Origin of the sequence: Paenibacillus silvestris, from assembly GCF_009882985.1 — a bacterium.
GTDB classification, from domain to species: Bacteria; Bacillota; Bacilli; order Paenibacillales; family NBRC-103111; genus Paenibacillus_E; species Paenibacillus_E silvestris.
This window is the reverse complement of the sequence record NZ_WTUZ01000020.1, coordinates 100710-124819: the sequence shown is the minus strand read 5'-3', so window position 1 is coordinate 124819 and position 24110 is coordinate 100710. Positions and strand designations below refer to the sequence as shown.

The window sequence follows — 24110 nt, the reverse complement described above, 5'->3', positions numbered from 1 at the left end:
TGGAGTCCGCTATTCTCTCGATTCTCGGAGAGAATCAGCGGCGAGAACGGAAATAGCACCCTGTAGTTCCACGAAGTCAGCTATTTCCCACTATTCACGCCAAATAACGCCCTGTAGTTCCCTCGGGACACGCTGGGAGCACCATAACCAAAAAGAGGGTCGAAATTCCAACAACGTTGGAATCTCGGCCCTCTTTTCCTATCCTTTGATTCACCCAATCAAATTCCGTGCCTGCCCATCAAGAAAGGCACGCACATTACCAACAGCAATCGTCATCAGCCTAGCACGAGCTTCCTGAGTCGCCCAAGCAATATGCGGCGTAATAAGCACATTGCGCGCATGCAGCAGGGGGTTATCCGACGTTGGAGGCTCTACGGTCAACACGTCGAGCCCGGCGCCAGCCAGACGCCCTTGGTTCAAGGCCTCCGCAACATCGGCTTCATTCAGAAGACCGCCTCTTGCCGTATTTATGAGAATAGCCGTAGGCTTCATAAGTGCAATTCGCTCTGCATTAATGAGCTCTTTGGTCTCAGGGGTCAGCGGGCAGTGAAGAGAGACGACATCGGAGTGCTGCAGCAGCTCTTCCAGCGGCACCCAAGTAAGGCCTTCGACAGGCTCAGGTGTGCGTCTGCCGCTGCCTGTTGCCACTACGTTCATGCCCATGGCTTTGGCGATGAGTGCTGTTTGTTTGCCGATTTGGCCTAAGCCGATAAGTCCGATTGTTTTGCCGCTAAGCTCCATAAGGGGAGATACCGTGTAGCAGAAGTCGATCGAGCTCGACCAATCTCCTTTTACAACACTATCACTATGCTGTTGTACCCGATGGCAAAATTCCAGCAGTAAAGCAAAAACCAACTGAGGAACAGATTGCATGCTGTAAGCAGGAACATTGGTCACAAGAATGCTGTGCTCCTTAGCGGCTTGTAAGTCAATGATGTTATAGCCCGTTGCAAGGACGCCAATGTAGCGAAGCTTCGGCAACTGCTGCAAGGTAGCAGCAGAAAGCGGGGTCTTGTTCGTTAACACGATGTCAGCGTCAGTCGCGCGATCGACAATCTGTGATTCAGCGGTGCGCTCATAGACAGTAACCTCTCCAATAGCGTGTAAACCATCCCAACTCAAATCGCCGGGATTTAACGTATAACCGTCAAGCACAACAATTCGCATTTTGTGAAGTCTCCTAATTGCTTATTTTTTTGCGGGCAGCTCACGGAAAGGGTTCATGAACAACTTCGGAATGTTCGTCTCAAAACGCAGCAGCTCCCCCGTTGTCGGATGCACAAAGGCAAGTACACGCGCATGAAGTCCCAGACGGCCAATTTCCTTCGTTTTCGAACCATATTTCTTATCGCCGACGACAGGGTGTCCGATGTCCTGCATGTGGACGCGGATTTGATTCTTACGTCCTGTTTCCAGATTAACTTCGAGCAAGGAGAAGCTCCGGTTTGCTTGCAACGTTTTGTAATGTGTTACTGCGTGCTGACCGTCATTCGGATAAGGGGTGGAGTACATTTTAAGAGATTTGGCATGCTCCTTCAGCCAGGAAGAAATCGTGCCCTCTGGTTTTTTGACCAATCCTTCTACCAGAGCTACGTATGTACGCTCTTTCACGCTATCCTGCCAGGTGTTTTGCAGGTGCTGCTGAGCCTTTTCGTTTTTGGCGAACATCATGACACCTGACGTATCCCGATCCAGTCTATGCACAACGAAAATCCGCGCTTTCGGATCATGATTACGCACATGTGCCGTCAGCTGTCGGTAGGCGGTAATTTGATTTTCCTCTGGATTGGTCGCGATCGATAGCAGCCCAGTGTCCTTTTGAATAACGATAACATCCTCATCTTCGTGCAAAATGGACATCCCAGCGAGTGGGATATTCTCCACGATCTTCTCTTTGCTAATCGTTACTGTTTGCTCCGGCAGCAGGGGGTGATTGTAAGCTGTGACGGCTTTTCCATTTACCGAAACCTGACCCCGGGCCAGTGTGGCTTTCACAGAATTTCGGCCTGCGCCGGAAAGCTTCTCCAATAAGAAAGGCAGCAGCTCGGTTGCCTCCTTAACCGTATACTGGCGAGCGTTCGCCTCCGTGACGGCCTTGATTGAAACAGGTTTATGCGTTTGGCTCTTGCTCATTTTAAGCTTGGGGTTGTGATTTGGATTTTTGTTAGGGCTTTGATGCTTGCTTTGCTTTTTGGGCATAAAAAGGGCCTCCTTTTCAATAAATACGCACGCCGATCTAATCGTGTATGTCTAACAATATATCATGTTCATAAAAACAATAGAAACGTTGGTACGGAATTTTAGGTTTCCTGTAACTTTTGTGTAACCGCCGAAAGCGTATAGTAAGAACATATCAATAGGGATTATGCTCCTTACATAGATGGAAGGCGGGTACTTTTCAAAATGGGAAAATCGACCGATTTGTCAACGTTCCGGCAAGCACGAAGGATCTTCTTGCAAGGGATTCAATTTTTGTATAGGACGTTTATGTATAGAACGAGAGCAATCACGTATATTCGGGAGCAAACCAGCGAAACACCGCATTTCCTCATAGATGCATGCGACCCTGGCGCTAGTCAGGGTTTTCTTGCAGTGACGAACCATTATATCGCATTTTTTGACCGAAATAAAAAAACGGTTGAGATGTTCCCGTTGCTGCATACAACTGACTTCGGGTTTGATACGATCGATGCTCAGCCTGTTGTTTGGATTGAAGGTTCTTTTGAGCAGGGTACAGGCCGTTATTTATGGTACGTAGGGAAACAGAAATCATTCATAGAGGCCATGAAGGAGCAGATGGAAAAAGGCGTTGTTGCCCAAGAGATAGCAGCAATGAAGCGGAATCAAGCCAAACTAGATTCTTATATGGCAACTGTGAATAGTAGACTAAATGATAACCGTGAAACGATCTTGTGCAATTCTAAAGTGGGGATCGACGACAATGCGGACACCTTATTGCAGAATATGCAGGTTATGCTGGAGACCATGTGGGAGGTTTTCCTGACGGGTTCAGCACCGCATTTACGCGTTTTGAATCAGGAAGAAACTCAGCTTCTGAGAGACAACATTATTTGTTATGCGGCGGTTAAAGGCAATCGGATTGCCAAAATTGTTCTGGAGGCCAGAGGGTACAAGCTGCCTACAGATGATGTATTCATAGAAAGCGATGCCTTCGTTGATGAGTACTATAACGCGGTGTTGCCGCCGTTTGAAATCTTGGAGCTGGTGTATGAGGATGTTCTAACCGTTTACCAAAGGTTTTTTCCCGCAACCACTTTGCATCAAGCGCATGTTGTCATGATGATTTCTGAGGCTGTGAATCTAGGTTACCGAGTTACTATTGCCAACGCCATGGTGATTGTCAAAATGCCACTGCGCATTGCAAATTAATGTTATAGATTTGGCAGGTGCACTCTTCGGATTGCGCCTTTTCGTATGGAAAGGTTGAAACCTCCAAAGATTTTTGTACAGCCAGTCATATTGTTTAAATGTCCCGTTCCTTATATGATATAACCTAACATAGAATGGAATGGTGGTGCATCGGTGTCTTTTGCGCAAGTCAATGGCGTTAGCCTCTACTATGAATGTATTACTTCCACGCGCGACTCCGAAGAAACGATTGTTTTTTTCCATGGAAACGGTTTTGACTCCTCACGATGGGGACATTTAATTGACGGGTTAAAAGAGGACTATCATCTTCTCCTTGTTGATTTGCGTGGATGCGGATCAAGTGAACCAACCTTAGGCGAGATCTCATGGGACCTGTTTGTTGATGATATTTATGCGCTGATCCAGCATTTGAATCTGCAGAAGTTTCACCTGATAGGCCATAGTTTTGGAGGGTCCTTGGCCATTTTTTTCACTGCCAGATACCCGAAGTTAGTCAAGTGCCTCATCCTTATTTCGATTAATGTGCTATTTCCAGAGATGAATGGGAGCACCGTCATTAAGAACTATATGGCTTTGATTGAAAAATACGGCATGACCTACATCCTCGAACATTTCCTTCTCCCATCCTTAACGGTCTATCCGTTTCGACACGAGGAGGCTCAGCGTTTGTACAACATGTATGCAGACGTGCCCGTTGAAAATTATACTAAACTATTTCAGTTGCAGATCGAGCAGCGGCCTATAAGTGAATTATCACAGATTCAAAGTCCCACCCTGCTGCTTGCTGGGGAATGTGATACAGTTTATCCTTCTTCTTTCCAAAATATGACGGCGGTGCTTATTCCGGATGCTACGTTTTATGTCGTTCCCAATGCCGGGAATGCGCTGTTTATTGATCAGCCTGATGTAACCGTGCAGTGGATCAAAGCATTTATCAAGAGGAAGATGAATAGTCCTGCTGCAGCTAAAAGCGTGAAACAGTCGGAAATTGCAAGCTCTGTCCAACACATGTGGGATTCTTTCTTGCAAACCCTGCTCCCAATTAGGAAGAACAACGAGCCCGTCATGAAAGTGGAACTTTTATCTGGCTTTCGAGTAACCTTGAACGGGCAAGAGATATTGAATGGCTGGAACAAACGGTATGCCCAAAATATTTTGGTCTACTTGGTGTTACGCCCTTCTTGCACCAGAGAAGATCTGTGTGATGCGATATTTCCTGCCCTACCTTTACCTATTGCCTTGAGAAATTTAAAGGTGTACCTGAACTATTTGAAAAAGTTACTCACCTACGAGGAAGATCAGAATTCAATTTTGAAAACGGATCGTAAGCATTTGTATCTGCAGGGCAAGATCGAGTGTGATCTTCTTGATTTTTTCGAGTATATCAAACAGACCTTGCATCACGAAGATAACGAAATGGAAATGTATGAGAGCTGCAAACGATTATTTCGTCTCATGCGTCAGAAGGAAATTATGCCAGGTATTTTTGACCAATGGTTCATTGAAATGAAAGCAAGAGCAGAATTCAGGCTGGGCGTTCTTTCGGCATGGATGTCTGAGCAGGAGAAAAAGAGGGGGAATTTAATGAAAGCAGCTGAATTTAGAAAGCTCGCCAACTATTATACAAGCGAAGAAGAGTAAGAGGGAGCTAAGTAGGGCTGCCCTCTTTTTTATTGGACTGATATCACTTTGACTTATGCACAGATAGTGTGCTTCCCGTGAAAAATTCCCCTTGCAGTCGCACGTGTTCAAATGGGAGATGGGGGTTAGCGATCCGCCAGAGCATCCGGTCTGCGGCGCGATAACCTGATTCCCTGATGGGCAGCTGCGGGCGTGAGCACAAAGGGAGCGTGTCGGTTTGCTCATTGAGCAGCGCGATGAATGAGCATTGCTGCGGAATTAGCGCGCCCATTCGGCGCAGCGTATAGTACACGGGCGCAGCCTCTTCGTCGATGCCGCAAATAACGGCCGTCGGCTTGCGCAGTTCATAGAGCTGCTCGACATCGTGCAGCCAATTGTCTGTGCCGTCTCGATTGGTCGCGTGCTCCCGCGCATCGACGGCATGACCAGCTTCCTTCATTGCTTCGCAAAATGCTTGCCATCGAATAACAAAACCTCTCTGATCTCGCGTATCTCCCACGTACAGAATCGTCCGATGTCCCATGCGGACTAACCTGCGTACGGCCTGGAACATCGCTTCGTAAACATCCCAAATGACGCTGTCCACTCTAGATTCTGGCGGAGGGAAATTGAGCAAAATCCGCGGCAGCGGCAGCTCCAGCAGCTTCTGCTCCAGTAGATCATGATTCATACGCGGTGCGATGAACACTCCCTCCGCATAGAGCAGTTCCTGATCTTCCGCCCAGCTTTCAAAGTGTGAGGGCTTCAGATCCGGTGGAATGAGCAGCGGCTGGACGGTATGTCCGAATTCCATGAACCTCTCATGGAGACCTTGCAGCAGCAAACGATTGAAATTCAAAGACTGCTTGTTTTGAACGAGCACGAATCTGCGCTGAACAACGGGATATGGCGAGATATGGTCAAGCTGCAGCGTTTGCTTCTGATCTTTGGTCATATACCCAAGCTCGCGGGCAAGCTTAAACACTTCACTTCGTGTTTGTTCAGACATACCAGGTAATCCGCGAAGTGCCTTGGACACTGTTTGAATCGTTAGGCCAAGCTGAGCTGCGAGATCGTGGAGCGTTATTCTTTTGCGCATAAGTTCCGTAGTCCCCTTGTACAAGTATGTAGTAATTTTAAACTAATTTTAAACTAAATTGAAAGTAAAATTTCAACTATACTTGGGAAAAGCGAGATAGTGGCCTGAACTTTATACAAGGGAGAGATTGATATGAATAAAATCATAGAAGCGGATATCGTTGTTGTTGGCGGCGGTCCAGCGGGTGTTAATGCGGCTATTGCAGCAGGGCGGAGCGGGGCTAAGACGGTTTTGATCGAGAAGTATGGATTTATTGGCGGGATGTCGACGGCTGCGCTAGTCTATCCATGGATGACCTTTCATACGACGGACGGCAAGCAGGTGATTAAAGGGCTTGCGCAGGAGATTATCGATCGACTTATGGCGATGAATGCCTCGCCGGGGCATCTCCGAGATACCGTTGGTTTCGTGAACACGATAACGCCTTATCATCCTGAGATTTACAAAGTGTTGGCCGTGGATATGCTCAAGGAAGCAGGGGTTAAGCTGATTTTTCACAGCTTCGTCGATCAGGTAGAAACGGTAGATAACCGCATTCAATCGGTACAGCTCACGTCCAAATCCGGGAGAATGGATGTGCGCGGCAAAGTTTTTATCGACACGACAGGCGATGCTGATCTAGCGTACTTGTCAGGAGCACCGTGCCTGCAGGGCCGTGACGGGGATAAGCTGACACAGCCAATGACGATGAAATTCCGCATGCGCGGTGTGGATTTGGCGGGCGTGAAACAATACATGATCGACCATCCCGATGAGTTTTATAAAAAAACGCCGTTCTCCGAGTTGGCTGAGCTGCCGCTTTCCGGTGTTCTGGGATACTTCAAGCACTGGAAAGAAGCGAATTTGCCGATCAATCGCGATCAGGTGCTCTTTTTTACTGGACCTGAAGACGACGAAGTACTGGTCAATACTACGCGTGTGCAAGGGCTGGACGGCACCAATGTGGAGGATTTGACCGAAGCGGAAGAGCTTGGGCGCAAGCAGGTGTTGATGGTGGCGGAATTCATGAAGAATAATCTGCCTGGCTTCGAGAAGGCGTCGATTTCATCCGTCGGCGCCCAGATCGGCATTCGCGAAACGCGGCGCATCGATGGCCAGTATGCTTTGCAGGTGGACGATGTCGTGCAAGGCCGCCATTTTGAGGATGTCATCGCTCGGAGCGGGTATCCCATCGACATCCATGATCCTTCCGGCAAGGGCGTGACCGCTGCCTGGGTTGAGGGCGATGGGGCTTATGACATTCCATATCGCTGCCTGCTTCCGCAAAAAATCGAGAATCTGCTTACCGCAGGGCGCTGCATCTCGACGACGCACGAGGCGTTAGCCACGACGCGCCTGACGCCGAGCTGCATGGCAACGGGGCAAGCGGCCGGCTCTGCTGCTGGTCTTGCTGTTAAGCACGGCGTACTGCCGGGCGAGATCGATATTGCCGAACTGCAAGCTGTGCTAGTGCAGGACGGGGCTTTGCTTTCGTAGTTTGTGTTGGAAAGTAGCTCACCACACTGCTTCTGGGGAACTACAGTACGCTATTTCTCAGAAAAAACACGGTTTCCGCCTGTGAAGGGAACTAGAGTCTTCTATTTTACCAGTTTTACGTGAAAAACATGTCATGGGCGGGAAATAAGACACTATAGTTCCCCCTATTAAGAGGAAAACGTTGTATTCTCCAGAATAGGGGACCACAGTTCCCTAAGAAAGGCTTAGGAGGATCTGCTGCTTGGTTATTGGAATTTGTTATTGGCAGCTGAGGTGGAAATTGGGTATTGCGTGAAAAAGAGTACTGAGATAGAACACGGCGGTATGCCCCACCCACGCATCGGGAATACTTATACTTACTCAATCTTGAGAAAAGGTGGAATTCCCTATGCTTTTATACCAGTTAACGCAGTGGTTCGAAGAACGCACATCCCTGCAGCAGGCGTTGCAAAGTGGAACGGCTGACAGCAGCAGTGATCTGCAGCAGAGAATTCAAGATGTCGAGCAGCAGCTCCACTCCCACGCCGAAAGATGGAAAAATGCGATCCAAGAAGCTTCCTATCTACAGTTTCCCTATGAAAATCCGCAGCTGGATGATGATATGGTACTGTAACTTACGAAGCGCGCCATTCTTCGCTCCTTTGTATTTCCTCGGTTTTCGTGTAGAATTAGAGAGTACGAAAAACGAGAATAGAACGAGGTCTTTTTACAATGAAAGTACTAGTAACGACACTGAATGCCAAATTCATTCATACATCCTTGGCACTGCGCTATTTGAAAGCGTTCTGCGAGAAGGATTTTGATGTTGAAATTACCGAATATACGATCAAAGACCCAGTGATGAACGTTGTCTCCGACCTGTACCAGAAGGCTCCGGACGTGCTGGGCTTTTCCTGTTACATTTGGAACATTGAAGAGACGATTCATATTATTAAAATGATTAAGAAGATCAGGCCCGAGATTCTCATTGTGCTCGGTGGTCCTGAAGTTTCCTACGATACCGAATACTGGATGGAACGTATTCCAGAAGTTGACTTTATCGTTATGGGCGAAGGCGAAGAGACTTTCCACCAGTTGCTGACGGAAATTTCGACAACACGCAAATACCACTTCGTGTATGGCCTTGCATACCGCAAAGGCGAAGAAGTCGTGCTAATGCCGGGCAGACCGAAGCTCAAGCTCGACGATATCCCGTCTCCGCACCGGTTTACCGAAGACTTGCCAAGCTTGGCTAATCGCGTTGTGTATTTCGAAACGAGCCGCGGCTGCCCGTTCTCTTGCCAGTTCTGTCTCTCCAGTATTGAAGTCGGCGTACGCTACTTTGATATGGAACGGACGAAGTCGGACCTTCTGTATTTAATTGATTCTGGCGCGAAGTTGATCAAGTTCGTTGACCGGACATTTAATATCAAGCGTGACTATGCGATGGAGATTTTTGAGTTTCTGATTGCCAATCACCGCGGAGTCGTGTTCCAATTCGAGATTACGGCGGACATTATGCGGCCGGAGGTTCTTGATTATTTGGCTGAAAATGCACCACCGGGCACGTTCCGCTTTGAAATCGGCGTACAGTCGACGAATGACACCACGAATGAGCTCGTGCAGCGCAGGCAGAACTTCATGAAGCTGAGCCGAACTGTCTCCAAGGTGAAAAATAGTTTCAAAATCGATCAGCATCTCGATCTAATCGCGGGTCTGCCGGAAGAAGACTATCATTCATTCCGTAAGACGTTTAATGATGTATTTGAGCTAGGACCCGAGGAGCTGCAGCTTGGTTTCCTCAAAATGCTGCGAGGCACCGGGATGCGCAAAGACGCGCATAAGTACGGCTACGTGTATATGGATCATGCCCCATATGAGATTCTCGGGAATGACATCCTCCCTTTTACAGATTTGATTCGCATCAAGCGGGTTGAGGATGTGCTCGAGAAATATTGGAATGCGCACCGAATGGACCATACCGTCAAATACTTGATTGCTCATGAATTCGCATCGGCATTCGATTTCTTCCAAGAGTTTGGTGACTTCTGGGAAGGCCGCGGCTGGCAGAAAATCGGGCATCAGCTCGAGGATCTGTTTACCCGTTTGCGCGAGTTCCTCCTTCAGCGTGAAGCCAAGAATATGGCTGTTATCGAAGGTCTCATGAAGCTCGATTATTTCTTGGGGCATAAGTATAAGCCGCGTAAAATCTGGTGGGATTTCACACTGGAGAAGTCCGAGCAGAACGCTTTCCTCAAGCTTTTGGCTGAGCAGCCAGAGCTTGCAAGCGGCGACTTCCATCTTCTTCGTATCAATGAGAAAGATCTGCACAAGCATGCGATGCTTGAAGTGCTGCCTTTCGCTTTGCAGACTTATCTGCAAACAGGTGAGATTGATAATTCCAGCCAAGAGCTGCTTATCGTTCATTTCCCGCCGGATGCCCAGCTTACAGCTAGCTGCTACAGCATGCCGATGCACCAGACTGCAACTGTATAAAAGAAAGCCCCACACCCGTCGTTACGATGATGGGCGTGGGGCTTTTCGCATAAAAACGTGCCTTTTCAGGGTAATCTAGGGGAGTTGACTCACAGGCTGCTTACTAACTAGCACCTAATATGAAAGGGGATTATCTGCATGATCGAAACGAAGAATAAACTGGAAGAGCAAATTGAAAAAGTGCTGGACGCAAATAAAATTTGCTCGTTTGCTACGGTTGAAGGAGCCAAACCTAAAGTCCGCTATATGGCGCTGCATCATGAGGGGCTGACCCTGTATCTGGCCACGAGTCGGAAGACAGATAAAGTGGACGAGGTGAAGGATAATCCCAATGTTCACATTCTAGTCGGGTATGACGGGAAAAAGTCCTCTGATATTTTGCAGATTCAAGCAACAGCGACGATAAACAAGGATAATGCGCTGCGTGAAAAATTGTGGTCGGACGAAATGGCAAAGTGGTTTGACGGCCCACAGGATCCTAACTTCGTCGTCCTGGACATAACGCCTTCGTATATGGAATATAGGAGCGGAGAGGCTGAACCACAGATCTGGGAGAGGTAATTCAAGGGTTTCCTGAAAAAACCATTGACCACAGGTGAGGTTCAATGATAAGATTGAAAAAATTTACCTATGGATCGATGAGGAGGAAATGTAAAGTGGCTACGTATTACCTAGAACCATCTCGCACGTTCAGTGAATTTCTGTTAATTCCTAACCTTACAACGAAGTCCTGTACACCGGCAAATGTGAAGCTCAAAACACCGCTTGTCAAATTCAATAAAGGCGAGGAGCCTGCCATCTCGCTTAATATCCCGTTTTCATCTGCTGTCATGCAAGCCGTATCCGACCATGGAATGGCGATTGCTTTGGCGCGTTGTGGCGGGATTTCGTTTATTTTTGGCTCGCAGTCGATTGAAGAAGAAGCACAGATGGTACGGAAAGTGAAAGGGTACAAAGCTGGTTTCGTCGTAAGCCGTTCTAACTTGACACCTGATCATACATTAAGCGATGTGCTGGCTTTGAAAGAAGAGACTGGCCACTCCACAGTAGCGATTACTGACGACGGTACAGCGAATGGCGTGCTGCTAGGTATTGTAACAGGTCGCGATTACCGGAAAAGCCGTGATCCGCTGGATCGTCCGATTCGCGAGTTCATGACACCTTTTGAAAAACTGATTTATGGAAAATCGGGTATTTCCCTTTCGGAAGCGAACAATTTAATTTGGGATCACAAGCTTAACTGCTTGCCGATTGTCGATGAGCAATTAAATCTGGATACGCTGGTTTTCCGCAAGGATTACGATGAGCATAAAGAAAATCCGATGGAGCTTCTTGATACGAACAAAAGCTATATTGTTGGTGCAGGAATCAATACCAAGGATTATAAAGAAAGAGTTCCTGCTCTCGTTGAAGCGGGAGTAGACGTTCTAGTCATCGATTCCTCTGACGGCTACAGCGAATATCAGCGCGAAACGGTTCAGTATGTGAAAGAAAATTTCAATGTGAAAATCGGAGCTGGTAACGTTGTTGACCGTGAGGGCTTCCTGTACCTCGTGGAGTCTGGTGCGGATTTCGTGAAAGTAGGAATCGGCGGCGGTTCGATTTGTATCACGCGGGAACAAAAAGGGATTGGTCGCGGCCAAGCTTCCTCCATCATGGAAGTCGTTGAAGCCAGAGATGAGTATTTCAGAGAAACAGGGACATACATTCCAATCTGTTCTGATGGTGGTATTGTGCATGACTACCATGTTACGCTAGCCTTAGCTATGGGTGCGGATTTCGTGATGCTGGGCAGATATTTCGCCCGTTTCGATGAAAGTCCAACCAGAAAGCTGAAAGTTGGCAACAACTTCGTGAAAGAGTACTGGGGCGAAGGCTCCAATCGTGCTCGCAACTGGCAGCGTTATGACACTGGCGGCAAAAGCAAGCTTCTATTCGAAGAAGGCGTTGATTCCTACGTGCCTTATGCGGGAAGCCTGCAGGAGAACTTGGACAAGACACTGGGCAAAATTAAATCCACCATGTGTAACTGCGGATCACTAACCTTGGATGAGCTGAAAAGCAAAGCGAGAATTGCTCTTGTTTCAGCAACCAGCCTAGTCGAGGGCGGCGCGCATGACGTTATATTAAAAGAAAGCTCCTTGTCTGAAGAATAGACGGAGAATCATAAATGAAAAGCGCTCCACCACATCGCTTGGATGTTGGTTGGAGCGCTTTTTGTATGCCGCAACGGCGAGGTGTTAAGGCAAGTAGCTGCGAATAACGGTCATGCTGCCTTCAAGCGCATAGCTGCCTAGATCAGCTGGAAGCAGGAAGCAATCGCCTGGCTTGGTGGAGATGCTGCCATCTTCCCAGTGAAGCTGTCCATTTCCTTCAGCAATAACGAGGATTACGAAGCTTTCAGGCAATGTGCTAAGCTCCCACTTAGGCCCTACTAAACCTTTTTCGACGATGAAAAAAGGAGACTCGGCCAGCGTCAACCATGTGCTGGTTTCGCTTAGGTTCGTTTTCATGCGTGTAGAGCCTGAACCTTCATAGGCAATTACATTCAGGGAATCTTCAATATGAAGATCGCGCGGTTTACCATCCAATCCAGGTCGGTTGTAGTCGTACAGACGGTAAGTCGTATCGGAGTTTTGTTGAATTTCTGCGACCAATACTCCTGCGCCTAGCGCATGTACAGTACCGGCAGGGATATAGAAGGAATCGCCGGCTTCTACAGGAACTTCCTGCAGGCAGTCCAAAATACGATTCTCGCTAATAGCTTGTGCTAAGCTTTCGCGCGTAACGCCTTCCTTCATGCCATATATAATTTTGGCGCCAGGTTTAGCATCTAGGATGTACCACATTTCGGTTTTACCTAGTTCTCCCGCGGCCAAATTGTGATAGTGATCATTGGGGTGAACTTGAACGGACAGATCGTCTTCACAATCCAAAAGTTTAATCAGGAGTGGAAAACGTCCGTTTTTTTCGGAAAAGCCTTTGGTACCGAATAACGTTTTACCGTATTTTTCACGGATTTCGTCCAGACCGAGACCTTCGAGCTCTCCGTTAATCACTTTCGTAGTTCCGTTCGGGTGATCGCCGATCATCCAGCCTTCGCCAATCGCGCCTTCCGGCAGCTGAAATCCAAACTTCTCCAGGGCTCTGCCTCCCCAGACACGTTCTTTCATTTCAGGTTGAAATTGAAGCGGGTATGATTTCACTACTATCCCTACTTTCTCTCTATGTATTTAATAGGCAGTATACATGAAATCTACTGCCTATCTAGCATTATACCATGGGACTATCTTTTTTCTAGGGCTAAGAGATAGGGGGCATGCGCACTAGTATTCATAAATTGATAGCGCAGCACCTGATAGGCTGCGAGCGGGAGCTGCGCTGCCCAAGCCTCAACGGCAGCGGCTTCTTCGGAGCCGCCATCGTGCCCGCTGTATAGTACGATGGTCACAATGCCGCCTTTGCGGAGCAGGCGGAGAGCCGCTTCCAGAGCAGGAAGGGTTGATTCCTGCTTCGTGATTGTTGCCGGATCGGCGCCAGGCAGATAGCCGAGGTTGAAAGTGACCGCAGCTACCTTGCCATGGCGGTCTTCCGGCACTGCCGCTTCCATGAGCGCATGGCTGCATAAGCTCATGTGCACAGAAGAAGATGCGTCTGGGAGTTCCTTCTCCAGACGCATCTTCGTTTGATCCAGCGCTTGCTGCTGGATATCAAAGCCGTATACGCGGCCGCGGCGGCCCACCAGCTTCGCAAGGAAGACGGTGTCTACGCCGTTGCCGAGTGTCGCGTCAATGGCGGCATCGCCTGGTTGAACGCGCTGGCCGATTAGTTGATGAGCAAAGCCCAAAACAGAAACAAAACCCATACGAAGAAAGCCTCCATGCTGATTGTGCTTGTGAGCGACAGTTATTTTTTGGCGGCCAGCCAGGCGGCCAGCGTTTCGATCTCTTCGGCCTTTAACGCTTTTTGGAAAGGTGGCATATCGCCACTGCCCTTGTTGATTTGCTGCACAATCTCATCTTTGGTTTTACGCGAACCAACCTTCGTCAGGTTCGGCCCGAAGTCTCCTTCAAGGCCAGCCCCGTGGCAGGCCATGCAGTTGTCCTTGAACAGCGCTTGCGCCTGCGCCGCTGTCGTAACACCGGCATCCGTAGCCTGCGGCTTCTCGGATGGGGTAGGCGCCGCGCTCGCAGGCGCGGGCGTTGGTGTAGGCACCGGCGTCGGCTTCGCCGTAGCCGATACCACGGGCGCAGCGGTTGCCGCTGCTGCGCTAGGTGTCGCAGCCGCTGCGCTTGGCTGCGGCGTGCTGCTTGCCGCCGGCACTGGCGTGGCCGGCGCTGTTGTGGCTGCCGCTGGCGTAGCCGCGGCTGTTGGTGTCGCCGTCTGCGCCGCAGGGGCAGGCGTGGCACTTGCCGCCGCGGATGGCGACGGCGATACAGAAACCGGCGCCGCTGTTTCGGGCGCCGCTCCGCATGCTGACATGACTAGCATCAATCCAACTAAAGCTGCTCCAACCCTTTTCTTCATCGTGTCCATCTCCTTCATATAAGTTCTCATTATATAATAGGAAACGGTTCAAAATCGAAATGGGTTTGATCCTAGCGGCTATTATTTGTTAGCCTTACCTTTCCAATACTTGCCTTGCCATGTATTTCTTTCTGATAGCAGCTTATCGAAGCTATTCAGCACTTCCCACTTTTTGAGACTCCACATGGGACCGATCAGCAAATCACGCGGAGCATCTCCAGTTAGCCGGTGAACGATCATTTCCGGTGGAAGAAACTCCAATGTATCGACAATGAGCTTCACATACTCGTCTTTTTCAAGAAATTCGAGCAGTCCAGCTTCATATTGTTTCACCATAGGTGTTTTACGCATTAAATGAAGTAAATGAATTTTGATGCCCTGTACATCCATTTGAGCGACTGCTCTGCCAGTGTCCAGCATCATTTCATGGGTTTCCCCCGGCAATCCGTAAATAATGTGCGCACAAGTGCGAATATTATGCTTCCTGAGCTTGGCCACGGCATCCAAATAGCACTGAGTGTCATGTGCGCGATTGATAAGCTGCGACGTTGATTCATGAACGGTCTGGAGGCCCATTTCCACCCATAGATAGGTTCGTTGGTTCAGCTCAGCCAAATATTCAATAACATCATCCGGCAAGCAGTCGGGCCGCGTTGCAATGGATAAGCCTACTACGCCTGGCTGCTGCAGAATGACTTCATAATACTCGCGCAGCTGCTCCACAGGTGCATAAGTGTTCGTATAGGCTTGAAAGTAGCCGATATACTGAGCTTCCGGCCATTTTTGATGCTGAAGATCTCTGATCTTGTTAAATTGTGTAACGAGATCGTCGCGGCGGCTTCCAGCGAAATCGCCAGAGCCTCTTGCACTGCAGAACGTGCAACCGCCTGTTGCAATATTGCCATCGCGATTGGGACAAGTGAAGCCAGCATCCAGCATGACTTTAAATACTTTGCCGCCGAACGCCTCGCGCATTTCATAATTCCATGTATGGAAACGTTTATCCCCCCAGAGTTGGGGCGATTCTTGTATGATTGTAGACATCAGATTAGAACTCCTTTCCTTCCACCCTATTGTAGCGAAAAATAAACATGAAAGCGACCCCTGCCTTTCCACCAACTTCCCCGTTAAAAGAGGGCTTATCGGAGCATGATAACTTTGCATGACGATCATATGCCGAGAGGGGAAATGAAGAAGTGAAAAAGTTTCGTACAGTGACATTGGCGGTAGCTTTAACGACAGCATTGAGCTTTGGGGCAGTTGGGGCGCACGCAAATATGAGTACACCGACGATGAACACTCACACGGGTACTTCGGGGACAATGGGGACGGGGACTACGACAACATCGGGTTATACGGGCAGCACTTACGACGCTACGACGGGGACTAGCGCCGGGACAGGCTTGCTGAATGGAACGGGGACGATGACCAATACGAATTCGTATAATGGAGTTACAACTCCTATTACAGGTTCGGTTGCTCCAACAACGAATCCCAACAGGTATGATGGCATGCACAGACATGATGGAACGACGACTAATACGTATACGGGAAAAAGTGACGGCACGGGTACCGGCGTATTAGGCCAAATTAACGGTTATGGCAACAATCTTATGGACCGAATGAGCACGACAGGCACAGCGAGCTCGGCAGGAACCAATCGCGGCAATTATGATACGTCTTCATATCGCGCCTATGCGACAACAGCTTCCGACAACAACAGTATGAACTGGGGCTGGCTTGGCTTAGTAGGGCTAATAGGTTTGGCGGGATTAAGAGGTGGCAATAGACATAGAGATGAGAGTTACAAGTAACCAAATGAGCGCCTTCCTAGTGGGAGGCGTTTTTCTTGATGTAAGTGAAGGTTACCACCCTGTTTGTTGGCGGATTAACTGGAATTTCTACAGTTAAAACTGGTATACGGCGGGGCTCCGCAGAAATAACTGGAAATTGTACAGCTATTTCGGGGGCTCACTACTCATTTTAGGGGAAGCTTGAGGGTTTAGCTGGATAAATTCCATCTAATTGCATGAAACCAGCGTAGAAAGAACAAATTAGCAGGACTATTTCCCGTTAAAATTTGGGTGATCGGTCTTGCCCCTCATGATCTTCCATTCATAAAAATATCCTTCCAAACCAAAACTAAGGTAAAAGCTCAAAAGAAAGCAGGTGAAATCATCATGATTCCTACGAACTTATCGACAGATACCTTGACCGTTGAGCTTACTGTGAGGGAAGCTCAGGCGTTGAGCAGCAGTGTGAAATTTGTGGCAGATCCGAATGTAGCCAAGGAAGCCAGACAAAAGGTGCATCGCTCCTTAGATCGTAAGTTGTTCCCAGCAAGCTCCCAAACCATTCAATATCATGAACTGGAAGTCTAATTCCCTTTGATTTTTTCCCAAGAATGGTCTATGATTTGTATTCGATAGCTTGTACGTGTAGGAGGCAAATAATAGATGCGGTTACGGGGAAGAAAAGGAATTCGAGAAGATATAGAACGTCAGAAGGAACTCGTTGTTCTGAATGCCAAAGATTATAAAGGCAAGTGGGCTGAGTTATTTGGTAACAATAACCCTATTCATGCGGAGCTTGGGATGGGGAAAGGGCGTTTCATCAGTGAGATGAGTAAGAAATACCCTGATATTAATTTCATCGGCGTCGATATGTATGATGAATTGATTCGCAAAGCAAGTGAGAAAGCGAAGCTTGCTCATGAGATTAATACGGAGGAAGAGTCAGAATCAGCGGCGAACATTCCGAATTTGAAGCTGATGCTGTTCAATATTGAACATATTGAAGAAGCTTTTGCTGAAGGAGAGCTGGAGCGGGTTTATCTGAATTTCAGTGATCCATGGCCGAAGAAAAAGCATGCCCGCAGACGTTTGACACATCCGGGTTTTGTTGCCAAATATCAGCAAATTCTGAACGCAAACGGTGAGATTCACTTGAAAACCGATTCCCAATCGCTCTTTGAGTTCTCGCTGAATTCTTTTGCCGACATGGGCTTAAGAATGCGTAATATTTCTTTGAATCTGCATGCAGAAGGGTTTCACCCGGATCATGTTATGACGGAATACGAAACGAAATTCGCCACAAAGGGTATGAACATTCACCGCTGTGAAGTTGTGATTGGTCAGGACGCACTTGCTGCTCATCTCGACCAATTGAGCAAGGCGAAAGCTGAATAAGTATATAAAAAAAGGCTCCCCTACTTCTGCTTACAGAAGAGGAAGCCTTTTTTTTGCGTTAAACGGGTGGTTTACCCCATCACTTGGAGAATAACCTCTGAACAATCCGCTGAAGGCGTATTCATTCGTTGGCGGTAATTCCAAATACGTCTGGCCTGGACATCTGTATAACGGCTAACGAGCATCGCCAGCCAGTTCGAGATGGTATCAGCGGATCGGATGGGTTCTCCGAAGCCTTGTTCGGTAAAATAGAGTACGTTCTCTTCCTCTTGTCCGGGAATCGGATCATAGAACAGCATTGGAATGGATTTCGCGAGGCCTTCTGAACAGGTCATGCCACCTGGCTTGGTAACCAGTAAATCCGAAATTTCCATTAATTTATCAATGTCTGGTGTAAATCCAAGCAGGCGGATGTTCGGATGCTGATAACGTTCGTCCGCGGCGAGCTTCGTTAATATTTTGGCATTATTTCCTAGGCAAAATATGAACTGCACGCGGTCCCTCCAGGCAACGAGATGCTCGCTGAGTGAATCGCCCCCGATTAGGCCCCAACCCCCGCCCATTACGAGCACTGTAGGCATCGCGGCCAAGTGGAATTGTTGTCGAATGACCGCTTTATCGTGCGCTACTCGGAAGCTGGGATGGACAGGAATTCCTGTGATTTCGACTTGAGCCGCGGGGATTCCTCGACCAAGCAGTTTATTTTTGACATCCTCAGTTGAGACCATATATTTGTTCACTTCACTACTGACCCATGTTCCGTGTACATCATAATCCGTGATGACGGTGCATAGCGGAATGGCAAGGCCGGCTCTTTTGAGCCGTGAAACAACGACGCTGGGAAAAGGGTGCGTGCAGACGATGGCTTGAGGAGCCCAGTTCTGGATAATCTCCGCAGTCTGAGCGTAAAAAATGCGGTGCAGCGCTAATTGCGTCAACCGGTTTAACGATTTCTTGTACTGAGAGCGGTATAACCGACCGTAAAGCTTGGGACTTGTGGTTAGTGTCTTTTTGTAAGCTTGGATAATCCAAGGCGCAATGGTCGGATGCAGGAAAGATCCCAGTTCTAGTACACGTGTTTCAATCGTCGTGCATCGCTTTTCTAAGCTTACAGCGAGCGCATAAGCTGCTTGCGTATGACCTGCTCCGAAGCCTTCGGAGAGGATGAGAACTCGCTTTTTACCCTGCGCAGCATCCATTCATTTTACCCCCATAAAGCTACAGTTGTTAGAGATGCTGCCGTACCGATCAAGATACCAACGAAACAATCGGAAGGATAATGCAGCCCTAAGTAGATACGTGATAGACCAACAATCAAAGCTAGTGGTAAAAGGATGAGTCCAAGAACTGGCATGGCCGCCATAAACGGAATGACGATTGAGAAAATAGCGGTTGTATGTCCGGACGGAAAGGAATGATCCGTTAATGGATTTTTATACGTAATCGTTTGGGGAAGCACGAGATAAGGCCGGAGCCGCGGATATTTCTTTTTAATGATAGCAACCGGTATGTGACTGATCGTTAAGGCGATGAGAGCTTGAATGCCAGCGGTACGCAGAGCTCCTTGCCCAAATAACGCGCAGCAAAGCGAAATAACGATCGTCGCCGTAGCTCCTCCTAAATGCGTAATTCTAGAAAAGAAATGATCGAGGAAGAAGTGCTGTATACGTTGATTCACAAAGTGGAACATGCGTGTTTCATGATGCTGAAGCCAGTTCACGACTCTGCTCATGAGTAGTAGCCTCCTTCGAAACTTGAGATATCTGCTATTTCAAATTATAAAGAACATTTATTAAAGGGAGATTAACGCAGCAATAAATTTTTAGAAATTTACGTTTACATTTTTAGGATCGGGTAAAAAGAAGGATTGATGGAAATAATGGTAGAGTATTCCTTTTATTTTACCCTAAATGTCGAAGAGATATCCCGATCCATTGTGCCTAGAACGTTGTTTTTGTAAACCCTTTCAATTCAGGATTTTCCGAATTAGGTGTCGACACAGCGCGGTTCAGGTTGAAAATGCCCGAAAGAAAGTCAGTGCTTAGGTCGTATGGCATCGATGTTGTGGAGTCCGTTATGCTGTAAGTCTGGGTAAGATATGGTTCTCATGAATGAGATTTCCGAATGACGGACTCTCTGCGTGAAAGTCCAGCGAATGTTATGAAGGATACCCCAGAACTTGGTTGTTGGAGGCGCTGTTAGATCGGACCCGGCAAAAGTTGTCAGGGGAAGCTCGGGTGAATTATAATAAACCCGAAACACATGAGGGGTTGCTGGTTGGTCTAAATGGTGAACTTTTTGTACACAATAAAATGAAAAACGTTGAAAACAGGACTTTAACGATCTGATTTCAAGCACATGCGGTAAAGTATGTGTCCGTTCCGCTTAAATGTCAGAGAACCGGCTATTTTTCGGTTTTTGTAGACTTTGACAAATAGGGGGAAAGAGAGGAAAATCAAGAACGGTTAATTCACCTGTACATAATTGCGCACTATGCGTATAAAAAGATAGCTTGTGTGCATAAACAAAAAGGGGGACTTTGCTTCATGCTTGACAAGATTGTGCTTACGTTTCAGATTGGCTTGGCGCTCGTCGGTGCGTATCAGTTTTTTTTAACTTTCTTCGGATGGTACCGTCCAAGGAATAAACAGAAATTTGCACCGCAGAAATCGTTTGCTGTCCTGGTTGCAGCTCATAACGAGGAGCAAGTCGTTGGCGCATTGATCGAGAATCTGAAGGCTTTGGATTACCCAAAAGAGCTCTATGACATCTTCGTGATTTGTGATAACTGTACGGATAACACAGCTGAAATTACACGCAGTCATGGCGTTTATGCTATGGAGCGTCATAACCCGAACTTAAGAGGCAAGGGTTATGCGATTGAATGGATGCTGAAGGAGCTTTGGAAGCGCGAGCGTCAATATGACGCGGTTGTTATGTTCGATGCCGACAACCTCGCTAGCCCGGACTACCTGCTTCACATGAACAATGATCTTTGCTCTGGCTCCAGAGTGATTCAGGCTTACTTAGATAGCAAGAATCCTAATGATTCTTGGGTTACCGGTTCTTACGCGATTTCGTACTACTTTGCAAACCGTTTCTGGCAGATGCCCCGCACGAACTTGGGCCTTGCCAACTATTTGGGCGGAACGGGCATGTGTTTTGAGTCCAAGCTGTTAAAGCAGATTGGATGGGGAGCTACCAGCTTGGTTGAGGACTTGGAGTTCTCGATGCGCTGCATCAAGATGGGAATTAGACCGACTTACAACTACGAAGCGTTTGTTTATGATGAGAAGCCGCTTACGTTCAAAGCATCTGCCAAACAGCGTCTGCGCTGGATGCAAGGGCACTTTGACGTGGCTAAGCGTTACTTCTTCCCGCTATTGTGGCAAGGTATCAAAGAAGGCAGCTGGACGAAGATTGACGCGGCGATTTACTCCGCTAACGTATATAACTTTTTCTTCGGAGCGATTATTACCGTGCTGTTGTGGATCAAATCCGTAACGCCGGGCTGGTCGGAAACACCGATGCTTGCCGACATCAATCCCGTTTTCTTTAACTCAGTGAGTTTTGCTATTTTCGTGCTGCTGCCAATCTCTATGATCATTGAGAAGGCGCCACGCAAAGTTTATAAATATTTAATTTTATATCCAGTGTTTATGATATCTTGGTGGCCGATTACGTTCTTTGCTTTCTTCACGCAAAACAACAAGCAATGGAGCCACACAGAGCATACGCGCGTCATTCGCCTGGATGAAATGAAAAGTAAACAAGTTAGTTGACTTTTCTTTACCGAGATGATATTATACTTCAAGTAAAAGCAGAGGCGCCCGCTTCTCACCTGACCGACAAGAATGTTGGCTGGTTTGAATGAATCATCATGAATGCTCAATAGGTTGCTTAAACCTGTTATTGATGAAGATGTGGGCCTTTGCGGGCCCGCATCTTTTTTATATTGGAATGAGGTACATACTTTCTGGAGGTGGAACACTATTAGCAAAGACCATATGATTAATGATGAGATTCGTGTGAAGGAAGTACGCCTGATCGGGGCGGACGGAGAACAACTCGGCATTACGCCGATTCGCGAAGCTCTTCAAATCGCACAGGACGCGAACTTGGATTTGGTGAATGTGGCACCAACGGCGAAGCCGCCGGTATGCCGCATCATGGATTACGGTAAATTCCGTTATGAAACACAGAAGAAAGAAAAAGAAGCTCGTAAGAACCAGAAGATCGTGGATATCAAAGAGATTCGCTTAAGCGCGACAATCGATGAGCATGACTTCCAAACGAAGCTTCGCAATGCGGTTAAATTCCTTGGCGAAGGCGATAAAGTGAAAGCCAGCGTCAGGTTCCGCGGTCGCGAAATAGCGCACTCGGAGATTGGTCGCAGAGTGCTTGAACGTCTGGCTACTGAAACAGCCGACATTTCCTCACAGGAGCGTGCTCCTAAGCTTGAGGGAAGAAGCATGATCATGATCTTAACGCCGAAGGCAACCACCTAGGCGGTATACTAAATTAGGAGGAACAACACCATGCCGAAAATGAAAACACACAGCAGCCTGAAAGGCCGTTTCAAAATTACTGGCACAGGCAAAGTGATGAGATACAAACAAGGTAAGAACCACTTGCTTTCCGGTAAATCATCGAAGCAAAAACGCGTTTTGTCCACGAACCCAGTTATGGCTCCTGGCGATGTACGTCGTTTGCAACAACAACTGACACTAATCAAAGGTTAATTTTTTAGCATTCGAACATTATTTATACATCCCAGGAGGTAGTTAACAATGGCAAGAGTCAAGGGCGGATTTATTCGCGCTCACCGTCGTAAGAAAATTTTGAAATTGGCAAAAGGTTATTTCGGTTCCAAACACCGTTTATTTAAAACAGCTAAAGAGCAAGTAATGAAATCTTTAGTGTATGCTTACCGTGACCGTCGCCAAACGAAACGTAATTTCCGCAGACTGTGGATCACTCGTATCAATGCAGGCGCTCGTCAAAACGGCTTGAGCTACAGCAAATTGATGCACGGCCTTAAATTGGCTGGTATCGACATCAACCGCAAAATCTTGGCTGATTTGGCTGTAAACGATGCTAAAGCGTTCAACGATTTGGCAACAGCTGCAAAAGCAAAAGTAAACGCGTAAGCTGCGCTTCGCGTTCAGGAAGCTTGTCCCCGCAAGGGGGCAAGCTTTTTTTATTTTCCTAGGCTTGTGTATCTTCCGAGGGCGGATTCTTTTTCAGTTTACGGAGTAATATGGCGACGAACATAGCGAGGGGAAGCAGAATTTGAAAGATAGGGAACAGCTTAACGCTCACCGCTAGACCTAACCAGATGTGATAGGTGTAGTTAGGTTCAAGAAACGAAGAAGCGAAAATCACAGCGCCAACAAAGCATATAGAAAGCTTGGCTCTGCAGCCCGTAAGCTGAGAAAACCCATAAGCGGCTGCCCAGAAGAACGCGGCTAGTTTTACGAATAAGCCTAGAAAAAGCAGCAAGGTCACGAAGACATCCAGCCGTTCAAAAATATCGGCAACCTGAATTAACTGCACGGTCTGCAGAAAGGGCAAAGTGCTGTTGCCAATCAAGGAGGGACCCAGAACGAGTACGTTAATCATATTCATCCCTACAAGGAATACCGCAACCCCAAGATAGGTGAGAACACTGATGCGTTTCAGTTTCTTGCTATCTGACATGAGGTGCCAGAACATCAGAAAGACGACCATTTGGCCGAATGGAAAAGAGACGAGATCGGGAAAGGCCGCCTGGAGGATTGGTTTAAAGCCCTTTTCCATGATAGGTTGAATCCGTTCAATATTGACTAATTTAGAACCGAAGATGAGAAGACAGAGGACGCCATAGCTGAAAAGCACGGGCAGTATTAAACTTTCAGCAACGCGACAAAAGGTTTCAATGCCCATAATAATCATATATGCGGCCAGCACGATGACCAGCAGCATAACGACAAATTTTGGCGTTCGCGTGAGCAACGTGACGTTCGTGATTTCGCCGAAGTCTCGTACGTTTCTCATGGATTCATAAGCAAAGTATATAAGAAAGCAGCAGCTTAGCAGGCCGCCTGCTATTTTGCCAAAACAGATACGCATTAAGACGATAAGAGACTGATCAGGCGCAATGCTTTGGATATAGAGGAACATCCGAAGCAGAACTAAGCCGATGATTGCCGCGACGATCATAGCAACCCATGAATCCTGCTTTGCTTTGCTGCCAATGGCAAATAAAGGCGTGCTGCCGATTTGGAATAGAATAATCATAACGGCAATTTGGTAGTTGCTGATTCGTTCCATGCGGCTAGACTCCTTCTTCCGAA

Annotated in this window: 24 protein-coding genes; 14 read left to right on the top strand and 10 right to left on the bottom strand. The window is 47.6% G+C overall.

Annotation, left to right across the window (positions count from 1 at the left end; genetic code table 11):
- Nucleotides 1–210: 210 nt before the first annotated feature.
- Nucleotides 211–1167, bottom strand: a complete 957-nt coding sequence (locus GQF01_RS15900) for a D-2-hydroxyacid dehydrogenase (RefSeq protein ID WP_161407735.1) — start codon at nt 1165–1167, stop codon at nt 211–213.
- 21 nt (nt 1168–1188) lie between these two features.
- Entirely contained in the window at nt 1189–2133 is a 945-nt protein-coding gene (locus tag GQF01_RS15895; protein WP_235959937.1) for an RluA family pseudouridine synthase, read from the bottom strand.
- A 354-nt stretch (nt 2134–2487) separates the two neighbouring features.
- Here GQF01_RS15895 and GQF01_RS15890 point away from each other — a divergent pair, with 354 nt between their 5' ends.
- Nucleotides 2488–3390 (top strand): hypothetical protein, encoded by a 903-nt coding sequence (locus GQF01_RS15890; protein WP_161407733.1) that lies wholly within the window; start codon nt 2488–2490, stop codon nt 3388–3390.
- Between the two features lie 153 nt (nt 3391–3543).
- Nucleotides 3544–5031 (top strand): alpha/beta fold hydrolase, encoded by a 1488-nt coding sequence (locus GQF01_RS15885; RefSeq protein WP_161407732.1) that lies wholly within the window; start codon nt 3544–3546, stop codon nt 5029–5031.
- Nucleotides 5032–5074: 43 nt separating this feature from the next.
- Here the strand turns inward: GQF01_RS15885 and GQF01_RS15880 are convergent, their stop codons facing one another.
- On the bottom strand, nt 5075–6109 hold the full coding sequence (locus tag GQF01_RS15880) for a LacI family DNA-binding transcriptional regulator (protein ID WP_161407731.1): 1035 nt from the start codon (nt 6107–6109) through the stop codon (nt 5075–5077).
- Between the two features lie 132 nt (nt 6110–6241).
- Here GQF01_RS15880 and GQF01_RS15875 point away from each other — a divergent pair, with 132 nt between their 5' ends.
- From GQF01_RS15875 to GQF01_RS15855, 5 genes are all read left to right on the top strand, one after another.
- Nucleotides 6242–7585 carry an FAD-dependent oxidoreductase gene (locus GQF01_RS15875; RefSeq protein WP_161407730.1) on the top strand — a complete coding sequence of 448 codons (1344 nt, stop codon included), beginning with the start codon at nt 6242–6244 and terminating at the stop codon, nt 7583–7585.
- Nucleotides 7586–7973: 388 nt separating this feature from the next.
- Entirely contained in the window at nt 7974–8198 is a 225-nt protein-coding gene (locus GQF01_RS15870) for a hypothetical protein (RefSeq protein ID WP_161407729.1), read from the top strand.
- A gap of 98 nt (nt 8199–8296) precedes the next feature.
- Nucleotides 8297–10060, top strand: coding sequence for a B12-binding domain-containing radical SAM protein (locus GQF01_RS15865; RefSeq protein WP_161407728.1), 1764 nt, complete (start codon nt 8297–8299; stop codon nt 10058–10060).
- Between the two features lie 138 nt (nt 10061–10198).
- Nucleotides 10199–10621 carry a pyridoxamine 5'-phosphate oxidase family protein gene (locus tag GQF01_RS15860; protein WP_161407727.1) on the top strand — a complete coding sequence of 141 codons (423 nt, stop codon included), beginning with the start codon at nt 10199–10201 and terminating at the stop codon, nt 10619–10621.
- Nucleotides 10622–10716: 95 nt separating this feature from the next.
- Nucleotides 10717–12216 (top strand): IMP dehydrogenase, encoded by a 1500-nt coding sequence (locus tag GQF01_RS15855; RefSeq protein WP_161407726.1) that lies wholly within the window; start codon nt 10717–10719, stop codon nt 12214–12216.
- Between the two features lie 84 nt (nt 12217–12300).
- Here GQF01_RS15855 and GQF01_RS15850 read toward each other — a convergent pair whose 3' ends face one another.
- The 4 genes from GQF01_RS15850 to GQF01_RS15835 form a co-directional block, all read right to left on the bottom strand.
- Nucleotides 12301–13266: a type I phosphomannose isomerase catalytic subunit gene (locus tag GQF01_RS15850; protein WP_161407725.1), complete on the bottom strand. Its 966-nt coding sequence runs from the start codon at nt 13264–13266 to the stop codon at nt 12301–12303.
- Nucleotides 13267–13346: 80 nt separating this feature from the next.
- On the bottom strand, nt 13347–13925 hold the full coding sequence (locus GQF01_RS15845; RefSeq protein WP_161407724.1) for a class I SAM-dependent methyltransferase: 579 nt from the start codon (nt 13923–13925) through the stop codon (nt 13347–13349).
- A gap of 41 nt (nt 13926–13966) precedes the next feature.
- Nucleotides 13967–14587 carry a c-type cytochrome gene (locus GQF01_RS15840; protein ID WP_161407723.1) on the bottom strand — a complete coding sequence of 207 codons (621 nt, stop codon included), beginning with the start codon at nt 14585–14587 and terminating at the stop codon, nt 13967–13969.
- A gap of 81 nt (nt 14588–14668) precedes the next feature.
- Nucleotides 14669–15631: a TIGR01212 family radical SAM protein gene (locus tag GQF01_RS15835; protein ID WP_161407722.1), complete on the bottom strand. Its 963-nt coding sequence runs from the start codon at nt 15629–15631 to the stop codon at nt 14669–14671.
- Nucleotides 15632–15783: 152 nt separating this feature from the next.
- On the opposite strand from GQF01_RS15835, the gene GQF01_RS15830 reads away from it, so the two are divergent.
- From GQF01_RS15830 to trmB, 3 genes are all read left to right on the top strand, one after another.
- The gene (locus GQF01_RS15830; protein WP_161407721.1) at nt 15784–16401 is read left to right on the top strand and encodes a WGxxGxxG family protein; all 618 of its coding nucleotides are present in this window, start codon (nt 15784–15786) and stop codon (nt 16399–16401) included.
- A gap of 366 nt (nt 16402–16767) precedes the next feature.
- On the top strand, nt 16768–16968 hold the full coding sequence (locus tag GQF01_RS15825; protein WP_161407720.1) for a hypothetical protein: 201 nt from the start codon (nt 16768–16770) through the stop codon (nt 16966–16968).
- Nucleotides 16969–17043: 75 nt separating this feature from the next.
- Nucleotides 17044–17775, top strand: coding sequence for a tRNA (guanosine(46)-N7)-methyltransferase TrmB (gene trmB / locus GQF01_RS15820; RefSeq protein WP_161407719.1), 732 nt, complete (start codon nt 17044–17046; stop codon nt 17773–17775).
- 71 nt (nt 17776–17846) lie between these two features.
- Here the strand turns inward: trmB and GQF01_RS15815 are convergent, their stop codons facing one another.
- Nucleotides 17847–18974 (bottom strand): MGDG synthase family glycosyltransferase, encoded by a 1128-nt coding sequence (locus GQF01_RS15815; RefSeq protein ID WP_161407718.1) that lies wholly within the window; start codon nt 18972–18974, stop codon nt 17847–17849.
- 5 nt (nt 18975–18979) lie between these two features.
- Nucleotides 18980–19507 (bottom strand): phosphatase PAP2 family protein, encoded by a 528-nt coding sequence (locus tag GQF01_RS15810; protein ID WP_161407717.1) that lies wholly within the window; start codon nt 19505–19507, stop codon nt 18980–18982.
- Nucleotides 19508–20321: 814 nt separating this feature from the next.
- Between GQF01_RS15810 and GQF01_RS15805 the strand changes: the two genes are divergently transcribed.
- The 4 genes from GQF01_RS15805 to rplT all read left to right on the top strand — a co-directional run bounded on the left by GQF01_RS15805 (nt 20322) and on the right by rplT (nt 22925).
- Complete coding sequence (locus tag GQF01_RS15805) at nt 20322–21557, top strand: glycosyltransferase family 2 protein (protein ID WP_161407716.1); 1236 nt, start codon at nt 20322–20324, stop codon at nt 21555–21557.
- 225 nt (nt 21558–21782) lie between these two features.
- Nucleotides 21783–22283: a translation initiation factor IF-3 gene (infC, locus tag GQF01_RS15800; protein ID WP_029199202.1), complete on the top strand. Its 501-nt coding sequence runs from the start codon at nt 21783–21785 to the stop codon at nt 22281–22283.
- Between the two features lie 30 nt (nt 22284–22313).
- Nucleotides 22314–22517 carry a 50S ribosomal protein L35 gene (rpmI, locus tag GQF01_RS15795; protein ID WP_145658092.1) on the top strand — a complete coding sequence of 68 codons (204 nt, stop codon included), beginning with the start codon at nt 22314–22316 and terminating at the stop codon, nt 22515–22517.
- Nucleotides 22518–22565: 48 nt separating this feature from the next.
- Nucleotides 22566–22925, top strand: a complete 360-nt coding sequence (gene rplT / locus GQF01_RS15790) for a 50S ribosomal protein L20 (protein ID WP_127455519.1) — start codon at nt 22566–22568, stop codon at nt 22923–22925.
- A 58-nt stretch (nt 22926–22983) separates the two neighbouring features.
- Here rplT and GQF01_RS15785 read toward each other — a convergent pair whose 3' ends face one another.
- Entirely contained in the window at nt 22984–24087 is a 1104-nt protein-coding gene (locus tag GQF01_RS15785) for a GerAB/ArcD/ProY family transporter (protein WP_161407715.1), read from the bottom strand.
- Between the last annotated feature and the right edge of the window lie 23 nt (nt 24088–24110).

Bases quoted from the DNA above. Each gene is read 5' to 3' on its own strand.
- GQF01_RS15870 (WP_161407729.1), top strand. From the start codon at position 7,974: ATGCTTTTATACCAGTTAACGCAGTGGTTCGAAGAACGCACATCCCTG.
- GQF01_RS15890 (WP_161407733.1), top strand. From the start codon at position 2,488: ATGTATAGAACGAGAGCAATCACGTATATTCGGGAGCAAACCAGCGAA.
- GQF01_RS15815 (WP_161407718.1), bottom strand. From the start codon at position 18,974: ATGGATGCTGCGCAGGGTAAAAAGCGAGTTCTCATCCTCTCCGAAGGC.
- GQF01_RS15900 (WP_161407735.1), bottom strand. From the start codon at position 1,167: ATGCGAATTGTTGTGCTTGACGGTTATACGTTAAATCCCGGCGATTTG.
- GQF01_RS15840 (WP_161407723.1), bottom strand. From the start codon at position 14,587: ATGAAGAAAAGGGTTGGAGCAGCTTTAGTTGGATTGATGCTAGTCATG.
- GQF01_RS15825 (WP_161407720.1), top strand. From the start codon at position 16,768: ATGATTCCTACGAACTTATCGACAGATACCTTGACCGTTGAGCTTACT.
- rpmI (WP_145658092.1), top strand. From the start codon at position 22,314: ATGCCGAAAATGAAAACACACAGCAGCCTGAAAGGCCGTTTCAAAATT.
- GQF01_RS15805 (WP_161407716.1), top strand. From the start codon at position 20,322: ATGCTTGACAAGATTGTGCTTACGTTTCAGATTGGCTTGGCGCTCGTC.
- infC (WP_029199202.1), top strand. From the start codon at position 21,783: ATGATTAATGATGAGATTCGTGTGAAGGAAGTACGCCTGATCGGGGCG.
- GQF01_RS15875 (WP_161407730.1), top strand. From the start codon at position 6,242: ATGAATAAAATCATAGAAGCGGATATCGTTGTTGTTGGCGGCGGTCCA.
- GQF01_RS15865 (WP_161407728.1), top strand. From the start codon at position 8,297: ATGAAAGTACTAGTAACGACACTGAATGCCAAATTCATTCATACATCC.
- GQF01_RS15785 (WP_161407715.1), bottom strand. From the start codon at position 24,087: ATGGAACGAATCAGCAACTACCAAATTGCCGTTATGATTATTCTATTC.
- GQF01_RS15810 (WP_161407717.1), bottom strand. From the start codon at position 19,507: ATGAGCAGAGTCGTGAACTGGCTTCAGCATCATGAAACACGCATGTTC.
- GQF01_RS15860 (WP_161407727.1), top strand. From the start codon at position 10,199: ATGATCGAAACGAAGAATAAACTGGAAGAGCAAATTGAAAAAGTGCTG.
- GQF01_RS15895 (WP_235959937.1), bottom strand. From the start codon at position 2,133: ATGAGCAAGAGCCAAACGCATAAACCTGTTTCAATCAAGGCCGTCACG.
- GQF01_RS15835 (WP_161407722.1), bottom strand. From the start codon at position 15,631: ATGTCTACAATCATACAAGAATCGCCCCAACTCTGGGGGGATAAACGT.
- rplT (WP_127455519.1), top strand. From the start codon at position 22,566: ATGGCAAGAGTCAAGGGCGGATTTATTCGCGCTCACCGTCGTAAGAAA.
- trmB (WP_161407719.1), top strand. From the start codon at position 17,044: ATGCGGTTACGGGGAAGAAAAGGAATTCGAGAAGATATAGAACGTCAG.
- GQF01_RS15845 (WP_161407724.1), bottom strand. From the start codon at position 13,925: ATGGGTTTTGTTTCTGTTTTGGGCTTTGCTCATCAACTAATCGGCCAG.
- GQF01_RS15880 (WP_161407731.1), bottom strand. From the start codon at position 6,109: ATGCGCAAAAGAATAACGCTCCACGATCTCGCAGCTCAGCTTGGCCTA.